The 14,878-nt window shown below is 70.1% G+C and carries 15 protein-coding genes; 9 read left to right on the forward strand and 6 right to left on the reverse strand.

The window, feature by feature from the left end; all coding sequences use genetic code 11:
* Positions 1 to 12 precede the first annotated feature (12 nt).
* From B5557_RS31000 to B5557_RS31010, 3 genes are all read right to left on the reverse strand, one after another.
* The gene (locus tag B5557_RS31000) at positions 13 to 2,079 is read right to left on the reverse strand and encodes a sensor histidine kinase (RefSeq protein ID WP_099938222.1); all 2,067 of its coding nucleotides are present in this window, start codon (positions 2,077 to 2,079) and stop codon (positions 13 to 15) included.
* 103 nt (positions 2,080 to 2,182) lie between these two features.
* The gene (locus B5557_RS31005; protein WP_231976090.1) at positions 2,183 to 2,923 is read right to left on the reverse strand and encodes a response regulator transcription factor; all 741 of its coding nucleotides are present in this window, start codon (positions 2,921 to 2,923) and stop codon (positions 2,183 to 2,185) included.
* 86 nt (positions 2,924 to 3,009) lie between these two features.
* Positions 3,010 to 3,897: an LLM class flavin-dependent oxidoreductase gene (locus B5557_RS31010; protein WP_079662543.1), complete on the reverse strand. Its 888-nt coding sequence runs from the start codon at positions 3,895 to 3,897 to the stop codon at positions 3,010 to 3,012.
* A 205-nt stretch (positions 3,898 to 4,102) separates the two neighbouring features.
* Between B5557_RS31010 and B5557_RS31015 the strand changes: the two genes are divergently transcribed.
* From B5557_RS31015 to tgmC, 7 genes are all read left to right on the forward strand, one after another.
* Positions 4,103 to 4,729, forward strand: a complete 627-nt coding sequence (locus tag B5557_RS31015; protein WP_231976091.1) for a hypothetical protein — start codon at positions 4,103 to 4,105, stop codon at positions 4,727 to 4,729.
* Positions 4,730 to 4,774: 45 nt separating this feature from the next.
* Positions 4,775 to 5,437, forward strand: a complete 663-nt coding sequence (locus tag B5557_RS31020) for an HAD family hydrolase (protein WP_197697265.1) — start codon at positions 4,775 to 4,777, stop codon at positions 5,435 to 5,437.
* An 82-nt stretch (positions 5,438 to 5,519) separates the two neighbouring features.
* Complete coding sequence (locus tag B5557_RS31025) at positions 5,520 to 6,707, forward strand: helix-turn-helix domain-containing protein (protein WP_079662545.1); 1,188 nt, start codon at positions 5,520 to 5,522, stop codon at positions 6,705 to 6,707.
* A 373-nt stretch (positions 6,708 to 7,080) separates the two neighbouring features.
* Complete coding sequence (locus B5557_RS31030; protein ID WP_099937435.1) at positions 7,081 to 7,572, forward strand: DUF6415 family natural product biosynthesis protein; 492 nt, start codon at positions 7,081 to 7,083, stop codon at positions 7,570 to 7,572.
* A gap of 279 nt (positions 7,573 to 7,851) precedes the next feature.
* Positions 7,852 to 8,139 carry a putative ATP-grasp-modified RiPP gene (tgmA, locus tag B5557_RS31040; protein WP_079662547.1) on the forward strand — a complete coding sequence of 96 codons (288 nt, stop codon included), beginning with the start codon at positions 7,852 to 7,854 and terminating at the stop codon, positions 8,137 to 8,139.
* The gene (tgmB, locus tag B5557_RS31045; protein WP_099937436.1) at positions 8,136 to 9,107 is read left to right on the forward strand and encodes an ATP-grasp ribosomal peptide maturase; all 972 of its coding nucleotides are present in this window, start codon (positions 8,136 to 8,138) and stop codon (positions 9,105 to 9,107) included. The genes tgmA and tgmB overlap by 4 nt, the downstream gene beginning before the upstream one ends.
* On the forward strand, positions 9,104 to 10,243 hold the full coding sequence (gene tgmC / locus B5557_RS31050) for an ATP-grasp peptide maturase system methyltransferase (RefSeq protein WP_079662548.1): 1,140 nt from the start codon (positions 9,104 to 9,106) through the stop codon (positions 10,241 to 10,243). Before tgmB ends, tgmC begins: the two co-directional genes overlap by 4 nt.
* 341 nt (positions 10,244 to 10,584) lie before the next feature.
* Here the strand turns inward: tgmC and B5557_RS31055 are convergent, their stop codons facing one another.
* The 3 genes from B5557_RS31055 to B5557_RS31065 all read right to left on the reverse strand — a co-directional run bounded on the left by B5557_RS31055 (position 10,585) and on the right by B5557_RS31065 (position 13,717).
* Positions 10,585 to 11,661 carry a glycoside hydrolase family 5 protein gene (locus B5557_RS31055; RefSeq protein WP_079662549.1) on the reverse strand — a complete coding sequence of 359 codons (1,077 nt, stop codon included), beginning with the start codon at positions 11,659 to 11,661 and terminating at the stop codon, positions 10,585 to 10,587.
* A gap of 179 nt (positions 11,662 to 11,840) precedes the next feature.
* The gene (locus tag B5557_RS31060) at positions 11,841 to 12,881 is read right to left on the reverse strand and encodes a rod shape-determining protein (RefSeq protein WP_079662550.1); all 1,041 of its coding nucleotides are present in this window, start codon (positions 12,879 to 12,881) and stop codon (positions 11,841 to 11,843) included.
* A gap of 254 nt (positions 12,882 to 13,135) precedes the next feature.
* Positions 13,136 to 13,717 (reverse strand): TetR/AcrR family transcriptional regulator, encoded by a 582-nt coding sequence (locus B5557_RS31065; RefSeq protein ID WP_079662551.1) that lies wholly within the window; start codon positions 13,715 to 13,717, stop codon positions 13,136 to 13,138.
* Positions 13,718 to 13,905: 188 nt separating this feature from the next.
* Between B5557_RS31065 and B5557_RS31070 the strand changes: the two genes are divergently transcribed.
* Both B5557_RS31070 and B5557_RS31075 read left to right on the forward strand, forming a co-directional pair.
* Positions 13,906 to 14,265 (forward strand): antibiotic biosynthesis monooxygenase family protein, encoded by a 360-nt coding sequence (locus tag B5557_RS31070; RefSeq protein WP_079662552.1) that lies wholly within the window; start codon positions 13,906 to 13,908, stop codon positions 14,263 to 14,265.
* 195 nt (positions 14,266 to 14,460) lie between these two features.
* On the forward strand, positions 14,461 to 14,877 hold the full coding sequence (locus tag B5557_RS31075) for a DUF4267 domain-containing protein (protein WP_079662553.1): 417 nt from the start codon (positions 14,461 to 14,463) through the stop codon (positions 14,875 to 14,877).
* Position 14,878 lies beyond the last annotated feature (1 nt).

Consider the following 14,878-nt stretch of genomic DNA (forward strand, 5'->3'; position numbering starts at 1 on the left):
AGAGCGCCGTGGTCATCGCATCAGGGTGGTTTCGGGGTCGGGCAGGGCCGGCAGCCTCAGGGTGAAGACCGAGCCCAGTCCCTCGGTGCTCACCACGTCCACCGTGCCGCCGTGCGCCTCGGCGAGCTTGAGGACGATCGCCAGGCCGAGCCCGCTGCCGCCGGTGCTGCGGTTGCGGGACTTCTCCGCCCGCCAGAAGCGGTCGAACACATGCGGGAGGTCGTCCGCCGGGATGCCGCTGCCGGTGTCGGCGACCTCCACGGCCACCTCGTCCCCGGCCTTGTTCACATACGCGCGCAGCGTCACCCGGCCACCGGGTGGGGTGTGGCGTACGGCGTTGGAGAGCAGGTTGCTGACGGCCTGCCGCAGCCGCACCGGATCGGCCTCGATCAGCGGCGGAGCCGTCGGCGCGGGGGAGTCGGGCGGCGTGGAGTGCCGCAGGGTGACGCCCGCGGTCTCGGCCGGCGCCTGGTGCGCCGCGGCGACCTGGCCGAGCAGCTCGTCCACGCGCACCGGCTCCAGGTGCAGCCGCAGCGCGCCCGCGTCGGCCGCCCCCAGGTCCTGCAGATCGTTGATGAGGTGTTGGAGCTGCACCGCCTCGTCGAGGAGCGAGGAGACGAACGCCGGGTCCGGCTCGGCCAGCCCGTCGTGCGCGGCCTCCAGCCAGCCGCGGATGTTGCTCAGTGGGGTACGCAGCTCGTGGGCGACGTCGCTGACCATCGCCTTGCGCTGTTCCTCCAGCCGGGTCCGGTGCGCGGCCATGTCGTTGAACGCCGCCGCCAGCCGTCCGATCTCGTTGTCCGCGCCGACCGGCACGGGCGCCGAGTCCAGCCCGTCCCGCATCCGCTGGGCGGCGCCGGTGAGCGCGTGCAGTGGGCGCACGAGCCGGGCTCCGGCGAGCATCGACGCGCCGACGGTGAGGGCGAGGACGAGGGCCGTGACACCGGCGATGCGGGCGGTGCTGGCCGGGGAGAGGTCGAAACCGGGCACGCTGACGGCGCCGGGCCCGTCGATGAACAGCAGTGCGGGCGCGGCGACATACGCGGTGAGCTGCTCGCGGCGGGCGCTGCCGACGCAGGCGGCCACGGCCCGGTCGTACCCGCTGTCGCGCACCTTCCTCGGGTTGTCCGTCACGCCGTCCCTCGTGCCGTCGGTCGCGTCGGAACTCAGGTCTTCGCCCCGGCCGGCGGCCGCGGCCGCGGCGGCCTCCCGGTCTTCGGCGACCTTCCGCTGGAGCACCTCCTTGTCGGTCATGTCCTCGGTGATGCCGGTGTCCGGGACGGGGACCGGCGCCGACGCGCCGACGTCCGTGCCGTCCTGCCCGTATCCCCGCTCCCAGGACAGGCCCAGGTTCAGCTTCACACCCGTGCGGCCCTGCCGTTTCAGACAGGCGCCGGCGAGCAGTTCGAGCGCGCGCAGGGCCTTCTCCTCGGTCGGGGTGGCCTCGGCGGCCCCGCTGATCGCCAGACACTTCAGTTCCAGGGAGCGGTCGGTGGCGTCGCTCACGAACTGGACGCGGGGCCGCCCGCTAGGGCTCTGGACGACGTCCGCGGCGATGCCCGCCTCGGCGAGGCAGCCCACGCTGCGGGCGGTGGCCCTGCGCAGGGCCGCACGCTCCTTCGCGGGCAGCAGGAACGGACCCACGGCCCGTGGGTCGACGCGGTCCGCGCCGACCGGAACGGCGTCGGGCACCAGCACGGTGTCGACCGACAGCGGGTCGACGACCGCCGACGCCTGCGACGGCAGCGAGGCGGTGGACGCGGTGGACGAGTCGCCGTCGGTGTGGGCGGAGTCGAGGAGCGGGCGCCGGTCCTCGGTGGTCAGCACGATGCGGCGTCCGGACTGCTGGGCCAGTTTCCGGACGGTGGCGTCGGCGCCGACCCAGTCGGGATGGCCGGCCGCGTAACCCAGCAGGGTGTTGTAGATCTTCGCGTCGGCGCTGAGGTTCTGCCCCTGCTCCTGGCGGATCGCGACGGTGGTCGTCTGCACGGCGAGCCAGGCGGTGGCGGCGACCGAGCAGAAGGCCACCAGCGCCGACACGGTCAGCAGCCGGCCGAGCAGGCTCCGGCGAAGCGGCAGCCGCGCCCGCCCGGCCCGGCGGTCCCGCTCGTCACGCTGATCACGCTTCTCACGCGGGTCCTGCTGCTCACGCTTCTCACGCGGGTCCTGCTGCTCACCCTTCTCACGACGACGCACGGCGTATGCCCTTCGCCGGGTCGGTCAGCTTGTAGCCGACGCCGAAGACCGTGAGCAGCCGGACCGGCCGCCGCGGGGTCCGCTCGATCTTCTTGCGCAGATTCATGACGTGCACATCGACGGTGCGGCCGCTGATGAACTTGTCGAAGCCGTGCAGCTCCGCCAGCAGTTGCTGCCGGGAGAACACCCGGTCGGGCTCCGCCGCCATCGCCGCCAGGATGCGGAACTCCCCGGGCGTGCACACGACCGGCGTCCCGCCGACCGACACCTCGTGCCGCACCGGATCGACCCTGAGCGTGCCCACCGACAGCGTGTCGTCGTCCTCGACGGGAGCCGGGACGGGCTCGGGGGCGGCTGCGCGCTTGTTGCGGCGCAGCAGCGTGCGGATCCGGGCCACCAGCTCACGCGGGCTGAACGGCTTGGTCATGTAGTCGTCGGCGCCGAGATCCAGCCCGAGCAGCAGATCGTCCTCGGTGCTGCGGGCCGTCAGCATCAGCACCGGCACCTCCCGGGACTCGGCGCGCAGGATCCGTACGACGTCGAGACCGTCGGCCCGGGGCATCATCACATCGAGCACCACCAGGTCGGGTTCCCGGTGCCGCACCTCCTCGAGAGCCGCACGGCCGTCCTCGACGACCGTGACCGCGTGTCCCTCGTGCTCCAGGTAACGGCGCACCAGCTCTGCCTGCTTCGTGTCGTCTTCGGCGACCAGGATGTTTGCGCACACGCCGAGGATCGTAAGCGAGCACCGCACCGGGGGACGGCGGTAAGTGGCTTTGCCCCGAAGGGAGTTCCGCGGGCGCGCGCCCCGCGTCAGTCCGCGGCCGGCCCTGCGCGAAAGGCGTCCAGTACGGCTTCCAGCTGAGGCAGCGGTTCGGCGCCGACGACGCGCAGGACGACCGTGTCCGCGCCGGCCGCCGCCAGGGCGCGGATGTCGCCGACGGCCTGCGCGGGCGTCCCGGAGACGGTGAAGACCTCCTCCTGCGGGCGGCCCAGCCAGGCGCCGTGGCCCTCGGTGTGGGGGTGCAGGGTCCGGGCGACCTCGTCGGGGTCGTCACCCACGCACGTGAAGGAGAACACCGTGAGGGTGTGGTCGCTCCCGGCGCCGCCCTTCGCCGTCAGCTCGCGGATGTTCTCCAGGTCGCTCGGGCCGTGGCCCTCGGCGATCAGGGTGCCGTCCGCGACCCGGCCGGACAGTTCGAGGGACCGCGGCCGGACCACCCCGGCCACCACCGGCGGCACCTGCACCGGCGGATGCACCAACTGGACGCCGTCCAGCCGGACTTCCCGCCCGTCCACCTCAACCCGCTCGCCGCGCAGCAGCGCACGCACGGAGGTGATCGTCTCCTCCAGCAGGGCCAGCGGCGACCGGGGCGCGACACCGACCGAGACCATCCACTCCCGCACCCCGTGCCCGACGCCCGCCACGAGCCGCCCCGGGAACACCCGGGCCAGCGTGGCCAGTTCCATCGCCAGCAACGCCGGACTGCGCAACGGGGCGGGGGCGATCCCGATGCCGACGCGCAGCCGCTCGGTCGCACCCAACGCGACGGCCGCCGCCGACAGACCGCCGTTCCACCCGAGGTCCTCGACCACCCACAGATCGTCCACGCCGAGCGCCTCGACCCGCCGCGCGAATTCGGGGAGCCCTTCCGGCGCCCAGTCGCGGTCGAACATCACACCGATCCGTAGGTTCGTCATGTCCAGGAACCTACGGGGTGGGCGACGGTTGGATCAACGGCGTATGCCACGGCCCGGCCGAGACACCGGCCGAACAACCGCGCCGTGCAGCAGAGGCGCGCGACGGGACGGCAGGCGGCCCCACCCCATGCCTCGTCTCCCGCCAACCGGGCGGGCCCTCCCGGCGGGTCCGGCATGGCGTCATGCCGAGGCGCATCCTGCCCGGATGCTGATGACCATGGACGACGACCGCCCCCGCCTCCAAGAAGTCCGGCCATCGACATCCCTTGGCGCGGCCCCTGACACGTCCGGTCAGTCGGGGGTCATCGGCATCGCGCTCGCCGCCGTGCTGACGGCCGCCCTCGCGCAGGGTTCCTGGCAGTGGTTCGCCACCTACATCGGGGTGACGCTTCTCGCGGTGATCTTCTCCTACTACCGACCGCCGACATGGACGCCCGGCCTCGCATCCGTGTACATGCGGAGTCTGGCCGCGTTCTCACTGGTCGTCGGCCTGTGCGTGGCGATCACCCTGACCCCCGTGCTGCAGCGCTCGCCGTGGCTGTTTCCGATGCCAGGCACGCGACGCGGCTGCCCTGAGACGGGCAAGTACGAGGGCATCCAGGCCGAGGCCGCGCTGGCGAACCTGGTCGGCCGCGACAAATCCGCCCTGGCCCACGCCCAGCAGGCCAGGATCCATGAGGCCGTCGCCGACTGCCTGTCAGCGACGACAACCCTGTGGCTGCCGGCATACGCCTTCGGGGCGGCGGTACTGGTGGGTCTGGGCATGTGGTGCATGGACCGAACCCGGACGAGGAGGAACACGGCCGCCGCTACATCCCTCCAACGGACGTGACCGGCCACCAGCGAGTCCGCAGTAAAACCGTAGGCTCCCGATGTGATGGAAACCATTGTGTTCGACGTCGGCGAGACGATCACGCGGGACGATCGATACTGGGGCTCCTGGGCCGACTGGCTGGGAATCCCCCGCCACACCCTTTCCGCTCTCGTAGGCGCCGTCGTCGCAGAGGGTCGGGACAACGCCGACGCTCTGCGGCTTGCGCGGCCAGGCATCGACGTCGGGGCCGAATACCGTGCACGTGAAGCGGCCGGGCGCGGCGAGCATCTCGACGAAGGCGATCTCTACGACGACGTCAGGCCGTCCCTCGCGGCACTCCGCAGCGCTGGAGTGCGCGTCGTCATCGCAGGCAACCAGACCGCGTGCGCCGGTGAGTTGCTACGGGACCTGGACCTTCCGGCGGACGTGATCGTGACGTCCGGGGAGTGGGGAGTCGCCAAGCCTCAGCCGGAGTTCTTCGGACGGGTGCTGGAGGTCGCGAACGCTCCAGCAGACCGGACTCTGTACGTGGGTGATCACCCAGCCAACGACGTCTTCCCGGCGAAGGCGGCGGGGCTGCGCGTCGCACACCTTCGGCGCGGGCCCTGGGGTCACCTGTGGGCCGATGACCCGGAGGTCGTGGCGGCGGCGGACTGGCGGATCGACAGCCTCTCCGAACTCATTGCGATCGCGGAAGCTGCCTCATGGGACGGCCGGTCCCACTAGCCCTGAGCGAAGAGACCATGCGCTTACTTGCAGCGTATCCATGCGGGTACGGTTTGGAGCGGACGGCCGAAAGGGAGCACGAATGCCCGCACGCACCCCTGGCGGAGTGGGCGGTCGGATCGCCTACTACCGCAGCGTCATGCGTCCGAAACTGACACAGCAGCAGCTCGCGGACGCCGCCTGTGTGTCGCTGGGCGCCATCCGCAAGATCGAACAAGGGGAGCGCGGCGTCAGCGACTCCACTCTCGAGGCCATCGCGAGCGCGCTGGGCGTGGATCCTTCCCGGCTGCATTCCGACCGCAACGCCGCGTATACGCCGGTGCACGATGCGCTGCCTGCGCTGTCTGCCGCGCTGGCAACGTACGACTGTCCTGACGATGGCCCTGTCCGTCCCGTACACGAACTGCGCACGGCAGCCGAGGAAGCGGCTCAGTGGCGGCTGGCCGCCCAGTACACGCGTATCGTCCGTCGGCTTCCGGATCTGCTCACGGAACTCACCCGTGCCTACCACCAATCACCTGCTCACGAGCGGGCCGAGTTGGCCCAACTTCTGGTGAGCGCCTATCGATCGGCGGATGCTGTCGCGTACAAGTTCGGTGCCTGTGACCTCTCCGCGCGCATGGTTGACGTCATGAGGTGGGCAGTCCCCGAAGCCGATGATCCGCTCCTGACCGCTTCCGTCGCCTACGTACGCACGGAGACCTTCTTTGCCGCCCGAGCCCATGGCCCGGGGCTGCGCGCCCTGGAACAGGCTCTCGACACCGCTCCCGTGCCGAGGGAGTCGGCTCAGATTGCGATGCGGGGCAGCCTCCACATGAGGGCCGCCGTCATCGCGGGTCGAGCAAGCAATGCCTCGGATGCACAGATCCACCTCGACGAAGCCCGCGCCCTTGCCGACCAGTTGACCGAGGACGTGTACTACGGCACCGCGTTCGGCCCCGACTCAGTGCGCATTCATGAGGTCTCTGTCGCGGTCAGCCTGGGCGATGCCCACGTCGGCCGGGCTCTGGACGTCGCTCGCGAATGGAAGCCTCCAGTCGACATGCCCGCCGAGCGGCGCAGCGGTTTCTACATCGAACTCGGCCGGGCTCAACTGTGGTCCGGGCTTGCGGACCACGCTTTCGAGTCCCTCAAGGTGGCCCGCCATATCGCCCCGCAGCACACACGCGAGCACCCCTGGGTCCGCGAGGACGCGGCGACCCTACGTCGGTTGAAGCGGGCCGACTCGGAGACGCTGACGCACTTTGCTGAGTGGTGCGCCGCCATCTGAGCCGCTACTCCAGGTACCCCTCACAGGGGTACTTGTGACGTTCCCCAACCCCCAGCATCTGTTGCACGCACAGGAATCAGCAGATCGGAATGGGGATGCCCGACGCACTCCCACTCAAGCCGACGGTCGTAGACGTCGGCGTCAGCATCGTCCGACTGCATGGTGAAGCCTGCTTCGACTGTGGAGCTGTCGACAGGCCCTTGCGCGTGGCAGGACAGGTCGTTGTTCGCGGCTGCTCGCAGATCTGGCACATCTGCACGTGCGGATGCCAACACAGGGCGGTGGCGTGAACAGCGTTGGGAACGGCCATGTAGACCCCGGCGACCGCCCGAACGGCCCCGGGGAGTGGCCAACGCTTCGAAGGAGCGTCGACATGACGAACGGTACCGCCCCGCCCGTGGAGGACGCACGGGGCGCCAAGATGACGATCAGGGTGTACACGATCACCCCAGAGGGTCTGGTCACACCGCCGCGCACGACGGTCGTCGTGCCCCGCAAGGTCGGCCGGAGGACGACACCACCGGTGGACATCGCGACGATGCGTGAAACCGTGGAGATCGTGCTGAACCCGGATGCCGCCCCGGAAGCACTCTCCCTGCCCGCCGACGAGGTGGTCATGCTGACCCGGGCCCTGCGCGGACACCTGGAGCTGCTCATCCCCGTGGTCGAGCATGCCGCCGGGAGGCTGGGCAAGGAGAGCGTCCTCCGCTACTGCGCGCTGGCCTGTGTCGGGGAGGCGCGCGGGAAGCTCCGGTCCGAGCCGGACCCGAGACTCGGCGGGAGCATCGGTCACGCCCGCCGTCTTGCCCGCGTGCTGAACGCCCTGTGCGACCACCACGAGAAGCTCGGCGGCGGTCGCCCGTGACGACGGGCACCGACAGCGAGAGCCTGTCCGCCGAGTGCACGCTTGCGCGCAAGCCCGGCTACGAGGATGTACACGCTTGGTGCCGCCAGCTCAGGGACGTATTCCTGCCGCACTCCGCACAGGTACTGCTCGTACACCACTGCCGTTGCTCCTGCCACCGGCAACCCCCGCCCAGGGACCCCTCGTGAGGCGGCCGTGACTGCCTCCGTTCTCGTCCCGGTGCCGGCGCGAGCGCCGTACTGACACGCAACCCCACCGCCATCTCTCGAAGGAGAACGCATGACAACAACCGAAAGGCCCCAACCTGCCCGCTGCGGTGAGGCGTTCACCACGAAGCCGTGGGGGTTGTCCCGTATGAAGCCGTTCCCGGCCTCCGCAGTACTGAGTGCGGCTACGGTCGTTCTGGATCCGGAGAGTCAGACCGGGCGGTGGGTCGGTCCGGACGGTCTGAGCGTGCCGTGCATGGACCGGCACAAGCGCAGCGAGACGTCCAAGGAGACGGCGACGAAGACCTCGCTGGACGGCAACACGGACCAGGGCAGTGACCAGCAGGGAGACTCCGATTGATCACGACATCGCCCGTGCTGGTCGTCACGCAGTTGGACGACGCGACGGCTGATGTCGTCATCGAGGAGCTGAGAGGGCGCGGGGCACCGGTGGTCAGGGTCGACCCGGCGGACTTCCCCGACACCGTCACCGTGAAGGCGCGGATCGACGGCTCCGGGCTCGGCGGCGAGATCCGGACGGGGACACGGGTCGTGGCGTTGGACGAGGTACGGTCGGTCTACTGGCGCAGGCCACGTCCGTACGCCGCTCCCACCGGCCTCGCCGAGCAGGAGGCCCGCTGGTGTGCCGACCAGGCCCGCCACGGACTCGGCGGGATCCTGGCCGCGTTGCCGGGCGCGCACTACGTGAACCATCCGTGGCGCAACCGGGCCGCCGAGTACAAGCCTGCTCAGCTCGCGGCGGCAGCGCAGTGCGGGCTGCGTGTTCCGCCGACGCTCGTGACGAACGACGTCAACGAGTCACGTCGGTTTGCGGCCGAGTACGGACCGGTGGTCTACAAGCCCCTGTACAACAGCGACTACACCGACCCGCAGGGGCACGCCCTGACCGTGTGGGTTGAGGAAGTGGCCCCGGAGGAGCTCAACGCCGGCGTCGACCGGACGATGCACCTGTTCCAGCAGCGTGTGGACAAGGCCGCGGACATCCGGCTCACCGCCGTCGGCGACCGGCTGTTCGGCGTACGGATCGACGGATCTCCCGGCCTGGACTGGCGTCGGCACTACGACGACCTCACCTACACCCTCATCGATGTGCCGCCAGATGTGGCGAAGGGCGTGCACGACTACCTCACGGTGTTCGGCCTGACGTACGGCGCCTTCGACTTCGGGCTCGACTCCTCGGGCACCTGGCACTGGTACGAGTGCAATCCGAACGGTCAGTTCGCCTGGTTCCCCGCCCCTGTCACCAGCCGGATCACCGCAGCCATCGCCGACCAGCTCCAGCACCCCCACCACCAGGACCGCCGATGACCAGCAGCGCCTCCCTCCGTCAGAGCCTCGCCGAGGAGCTCGCCGAGCGCAGTCAACTCGCTCACCCTGCTTGGCGGTCGGCTGTCGAAGCCGTGCCCCGTGAAGCCTTCCTCGACGACATCGTGTTCCGCCCTACGGGCAACCGCTGGGAGCCGGTGCGCCGTGACCGGCTCGGCGACGACGAGTGGCTGCGGATGGTCTACTCGGACACCACATGGGTGACCCAGGTCGACGGCCTCGCCGCCGCCGACGCCACCGGCCCCCTTGCCGGCCGCCCCACCTCCTCCAGCACCCTGCCGTCTCTCGTCGTACGGATGCTGGAACTCGCGGAACTCCGCGACGGTGACAAGGTGCTCGAAATCGGCACGGGCACCGGTTACTCCACAGCCATCCTGTCCCACAGGCTCGGTGACAAGGCCGTGTACTCCGTCGAGTACGACGAGCATGTGGCGGCGACCGCCGCACAGCACCTCCGAGCCGTCGGCCACACTCCGAACCTCGTCGTCGGTGACGGCCTGCGCGGACACCAGGACGGTGCGGAGTACGACGTCGTCATCGCCACGTGCGCCGTTCGCACGGTCCCCCCGTCGTGGCTGTGGCAGCTTCGCGACGGCGGCAGCATCGTCACCACGATCAGCGGATGGATGCTCGCCTCGGGGCTGATCCGGCTTGCCCTTGACGACGAAGGAGTCGCCCAGGGCCGCTTCACCGGCGACGCGGTTTCGTATATGCTCGCCCGCCCTCATGACCGCCCGCCCCGCCCCACCTTCTATCCGCACCCCGGCGCCACCCGGCCCACCCGCGTCGATCCGGCGCTGCTGGACGATTGGACAGGTCAATTCGTCGCCCAACTGGCCTGTCCGTCCGCAGAGTTGCTACGTACTGGCGAGGGTGTCGCTTTGGTCGACGTAGGGACCGGGTCTCAGGCGTGGACGGAGTCCTCGGGCGGCGGCAGCGGCTGGACGGTCCACCAGGACGGCCCTCTGCGTCTGTGGGACCAGGTCGAGGACGCACTGACGGTGTGGCAGCAGGCGGGCGCGCCCGGTCAGACCGAGTTCGGAATGACGGTGACCGAGTGGGACCAGACCGTCTGGCTCGGCGACCCGGACGGCACGCATTGGCGTCTGCCGACCTGATCCCTGGGAGCCCGTCGGCTCCGCCGAGTTCTGCTCCTGGAACGGGCCCGGGGCCACTCCGGCCCGACGGATCGCTGTCGGGCGGCCCGTTGAGGGCGGACATAGGGGCGGGGCTCTTGGCCGCCTCGCGCTCACGCCGAGGCGGGGAACCTCACTCGTGCGTGGCCCATGGCCGACCCGGCAGTCACCCGACCGACCCTGGTGACCGTCACGGGCTGAAGCAACGCCGTTCCTCGGTCGTTCTCCTCCGTCCGCAGGTCAGCCGCCGTGGCACGGCTTCGGCCTCCACGACCAACGGGTCGTGGAGGCCGAAATGAGCGGACGTCAACGATCGAGAGACCTCAGCCCTTGACCGGCTTCCCCCGGCCCCAGCCCCACGCGAGGCGGTCCGCGCCGGACTGGTTGGTGGTGGCCAGCCAGGGGCGGGAGGCGGGGCCGGTGAGCTTCTGCAGGGAGTACGTGTCGTCGGTGCGCAGGCCCGGCCAGTACACGGAGCCCATCTTCAGCTCGCGGAAGGTGTCCGTGACGGCCTGGAGGTAGTTGATGAAGTTGTTGTCCGGGGTCTTCACGTTGTAGTTCAGGCCGGTCGTCATCGGGGAGCCGAACTCGTCCGCGACGGTCCGGTTCGCGCAGTCGCCGATGCGCACCTTCAGGTCGGCCACCCACTGGTCGTAGGTCGCGTAGTCCTTCCAGAACCCGTAGTGGTGCAGGGAGAGGTAGGTGCCCTTGAGGCGCGGGTCGGCGCAGACCGTGGTCACGTGGTCGTTGTAGCCGGCGCCGCTGACGAACACCCGGTTGCGCGGGACCTTCGAGTACGTCGACAGCCACTTCGCCGCGATGTCGGCCCACGCGGCGTCCGTGTAGCCGTGCGGCTCGTTCATCGGCTCGAAGTAGACGCGGCTGTCGTTCTTGTACGCCTTGACGACGGTGTCCCACATCGGCCAGTACGTGGCCTCGTCGTCGATGAAGCCGTCCTTGCGGTCACCCGTGCCCTCCCAGTAGGAGACGATGACCTTGAAGCCCTGGTCGGAGGCTGCGTCGATGACTCCGCGGTAGGACTTCCAGTACGCGCCGTTGACCGTGTACGGGTTGATCGGCAGCCGGACCGTGTTGGCGCCGAGGTTCGCGCGGAACGCCGCGATGATCCGGGTCGCCTTGGCGTAGGTCTGCTTGTAGGTGTCGGTCGTCGACAGACCGGACAGCTGAAGCAGGTCGTCGGCGAAGTTGTCGCGCGGGTCGGCCCAGTTCACACCCTTGAACTGGGTGGTGTCGGTGGCCGGGCGGGCGGCGGCGGGAGTGGCGGTCGCGGAGGCGGGAGTGGCGGCGAGGGTGCTGCCGCTGACCGCGGCCACGGCGACCGCGACGAGAGCGGCGCGCAGGCGGGGGGAGAGGGAGGCTCTGGCGGGGGACTGGCGCATGGACGTGCCCTTTCGGCTCTGATGTTTGCGTAAACATCGGAGCCCCGCAATGGCTGATGTTTGCGTAAACATGGCGGCGCCGGAATCGTGGCACCCGGCCGGGTGATCGTCAAGGTTTCACGCGAGTAACGTCTGATGCCGCCTGTGGCGGGTGTTGCCCCCTGGCACTGCCCGGACGCTCAGGCAGTGGCGATCGGCTCCAGCGTCAGGGGCTCGATCCTGCCCTCCAGCATCGCGCCCAGACCCTGCGCGGCGCAGATGTCGGGCCGCTCCGCGATGTGCACCGGCATGCCGGTGGCCTGGCGCAGCATCTGGTCGAAGCCCGGCAGCAGGGCGGAGCCGCCGACCATCATGATCCCGCGGTCGGCGAGGTCGGCCACCAGGTCGGGCGGGCACTCGCGCAGCACCCGGCCGATGCCGTCGAGCACGGCGGTCAGCGGCGTCTCGATGGCGTCCCGTACGGCGGCGGTGTCGACCCGCACGGAACGCGCGAGGCCGGTGGCGACGTCCCGCCCGTGGATCTCGGTGGACGTCGGCCCGTGCGGGGTGAGGCCGTTGCCGGAGAGGGCCAGCTGCAGGGGCCGTACCGACTGGCTGGGCAGCATCAACTCATGCTCGTGGCGCAGGTGTTGGACGATCGCGTGGTCCACCGCCTCGCCGCCGACCGGGATGCGTTCGGCGGTCACGATCGAGCCGAGGGAGAGCACGGCGACCTGGGTCGCGGCCGCCCCGCACACCATGATCATGGTGGCCTCCGGGCGCTCGACGGGAAGCCCGCAGCCGACGGCGGCGGCGATCAGCGTGTCGACGAGTTCCACGCGCCGCGCGCCGAGCCCGACAAGTGTCTCGATCGCGGCGCGCTGGGCGAGCGGGTCGGCGTCGTGCGGGGTGCAGGCCGCGGCGCGCAGGAACGGCTTGCGACGCAGCTGGCGGCGGATCTTGTCACCGAGGAGGTGACGCAGCATGCGCTGCGCCATCTCGATGTCGACGACCGTGCCGCCGGAGACCGGCCGCACCACTCGGATGTAGTGCGGTGTGCGCCCCGTCATCTTCTCGGCGAACTCACCGACCGCGATCAGCGCGCCGGTGCGGGTGTTCACGGCGGCGGCGGACGGCTGGTCGACGACGAGCCCGGCCCCCTTCACGTACACCCGCGTCCGCGCCGCTCCCAGGTCGACGGCGAAGTGGCAGCGGCGCAGCTGCTCCAGGCTGACGGTCATGACGGGTCCTCCCGAGAGCGCAGACCGTTCGGGCCGCCGGTCGGTCGGCCTCCTTCGCATCGTGCGGGCGGGCGGACGGGGCCGCCTTCTCAGGGGGGCCGGGCGGGGCGCGACCGAACGGGTCACGTGCGTGTCGCGTCCCCCTGCACCGTGCGTGTCGCGTCCCCCTGCACCGTGCGTGTCGCGTCCCCCTGCACCGTGCGCGCCGCGTCCCCCTGCGCCGGGCGTATGGCGTCTCTCCGCAGACGCGTTCTTCAGGGCGTGGGTGCGGTGAGATACCGCTGGACCGTGGGTCCGAGCCAGTCCACGATCTCCTCGCGACCGAGCGCCGTGCTCGCCGGGAACCGCAGCACGTAGCGCGTCAGCGCGAGCCCCAGCATGGTCGAGACGCACAGTGCAGCCCGCGCCTGCGCCTGCTCCGGCTCGTGGCCCAGCCGGCGGGCCAGCGGGATCATCTGCTCGCGCAGCACGCTCTGCATGCGATCGGCGGAGGCCGGGTCGGTGGCGCTGACCCGCATCAGCGCGGTGAACTCCCTGTTTTCCTCCCACAGGGTGAGGAAGTGGCGCACCAGCGTACGGCCGATCTCCTCGCGCGGTTCGAGGGGCAGGTCCAGCAACCCGGGATCGATCGCGACGGCCGCCGCGAACAGGCCCGCCTTGTTGCCGTAGTAGCGCATCACCATTGACGGGTCGATCTTCGCGTCGCGCGCGATGGCCCGGATGGTCGCCTTCTCGTAGCCGTCCGCCAGGAACCGCCCGCGGGCCGCGTCGAGGATCGTGGCGCGGGTGGCGTCGGAACGCCGTGCGGCCTGTTGGTTCTCCGTGGCGTCGGTCATGCCAACAACGTAGACCAACAGGTGTTGACAGTCCAGGACTGCGGCTCTACGTTTGCCAACAGCGTTGGCCAACTGTGTTGACCAACGGTGTTGGCAAGGTGCGGTCGCTGGTGGTCTTCGGGTCATCAGCGATGCCCTTGAGTGACCGTCAGATCCCCTCGTGCCGACAGTGAGAGGAAGTGCCGAAAATGGCCAAGCTGCAGAGTCTCGACCCGAATACGCCGATGTTCGCGCAGTTCAAGGAGAAGACCGGACCCGTCGTCCTGGCCAACACCTTCGTCGTCCCGAAGGAGGGGACTGAGGCGTTCCTGGCCCTCTTTCGGAGGCAGGCGGAGTTCATGAGGGCTCAGCCGGGATTCGTCTCCCTGCAGATGCACAAGGGAACGGCGGACAGCCGGCTTCTGATGAACGTCGCGGTCTGGGAGTCGACCGAGGCGCTCGCCACGGCTTTCGGCAGCCCGGAGTTCCAGCGCATGGCGGCCGAGTTCCCCGACGACATCGTGTCGTACCCGCACATATTCGAGCAGATCAACGTAGGTCGTCCCTGAAGCCGTCCCTGAAGAGGAGCCGCCATGCCCCGCAGGGGCGCCTACTTCCGCGACCCCGACGGACATCTCATGGAAATCCTCACCCCCGGCGGCGCCGGGTCGTGAGGCCGATGGCGGCCCAGCGGATCACGGCTCCGCCGCATCCGCCGCTGAACCCCTGCCCCACCCCAGGCTGAACGTCAAAGGAGAAGAACCATGTCGCTGAAGAACGTCAACACCGTCCTGGCCACCGTCTGCGCCCTGTTCGTCCTCTACCTCGGGTTGTCCTTCATCCTGGCCCCGGAGGCGTCCACTCAAGGCGTTGGCCTGCCGACCTTTCCCGCCGGCAACGGCGACGGCTTCCTCATCATGAAGGGCACCCGCGAATTCTCGATGGGCCTGGTCATCGGCATCCTCCTGCTGACGGGCCACCGCCGCGCCCTGGGCTGGGTCCTGCTGATGGAGGCCGTCGCCCCGTTCGGCGACATGATCAACGTCCTGGCCCATCACGGCTCCCTCGCCGCCGCGTTCGGCATCCACGGCCTGACCTCGGCGCTGATCGCGATCACCGGCCTGCTGACCCTCCGGGAGAACAAGGCCACCGCCCCGGCGCCCGTCGCACAGCCCGCCTGAC

This window comes from Streptomyces sp. 3214.6, from assembly GCF_900129855.1.
Classification (GTDB): domain Bacteria; phylum Actinomycetota; class Actinomycetes; order Streptomycetales; family Streptomycetaceae; genus Streptomyces; species Streptomyces soliscabiei.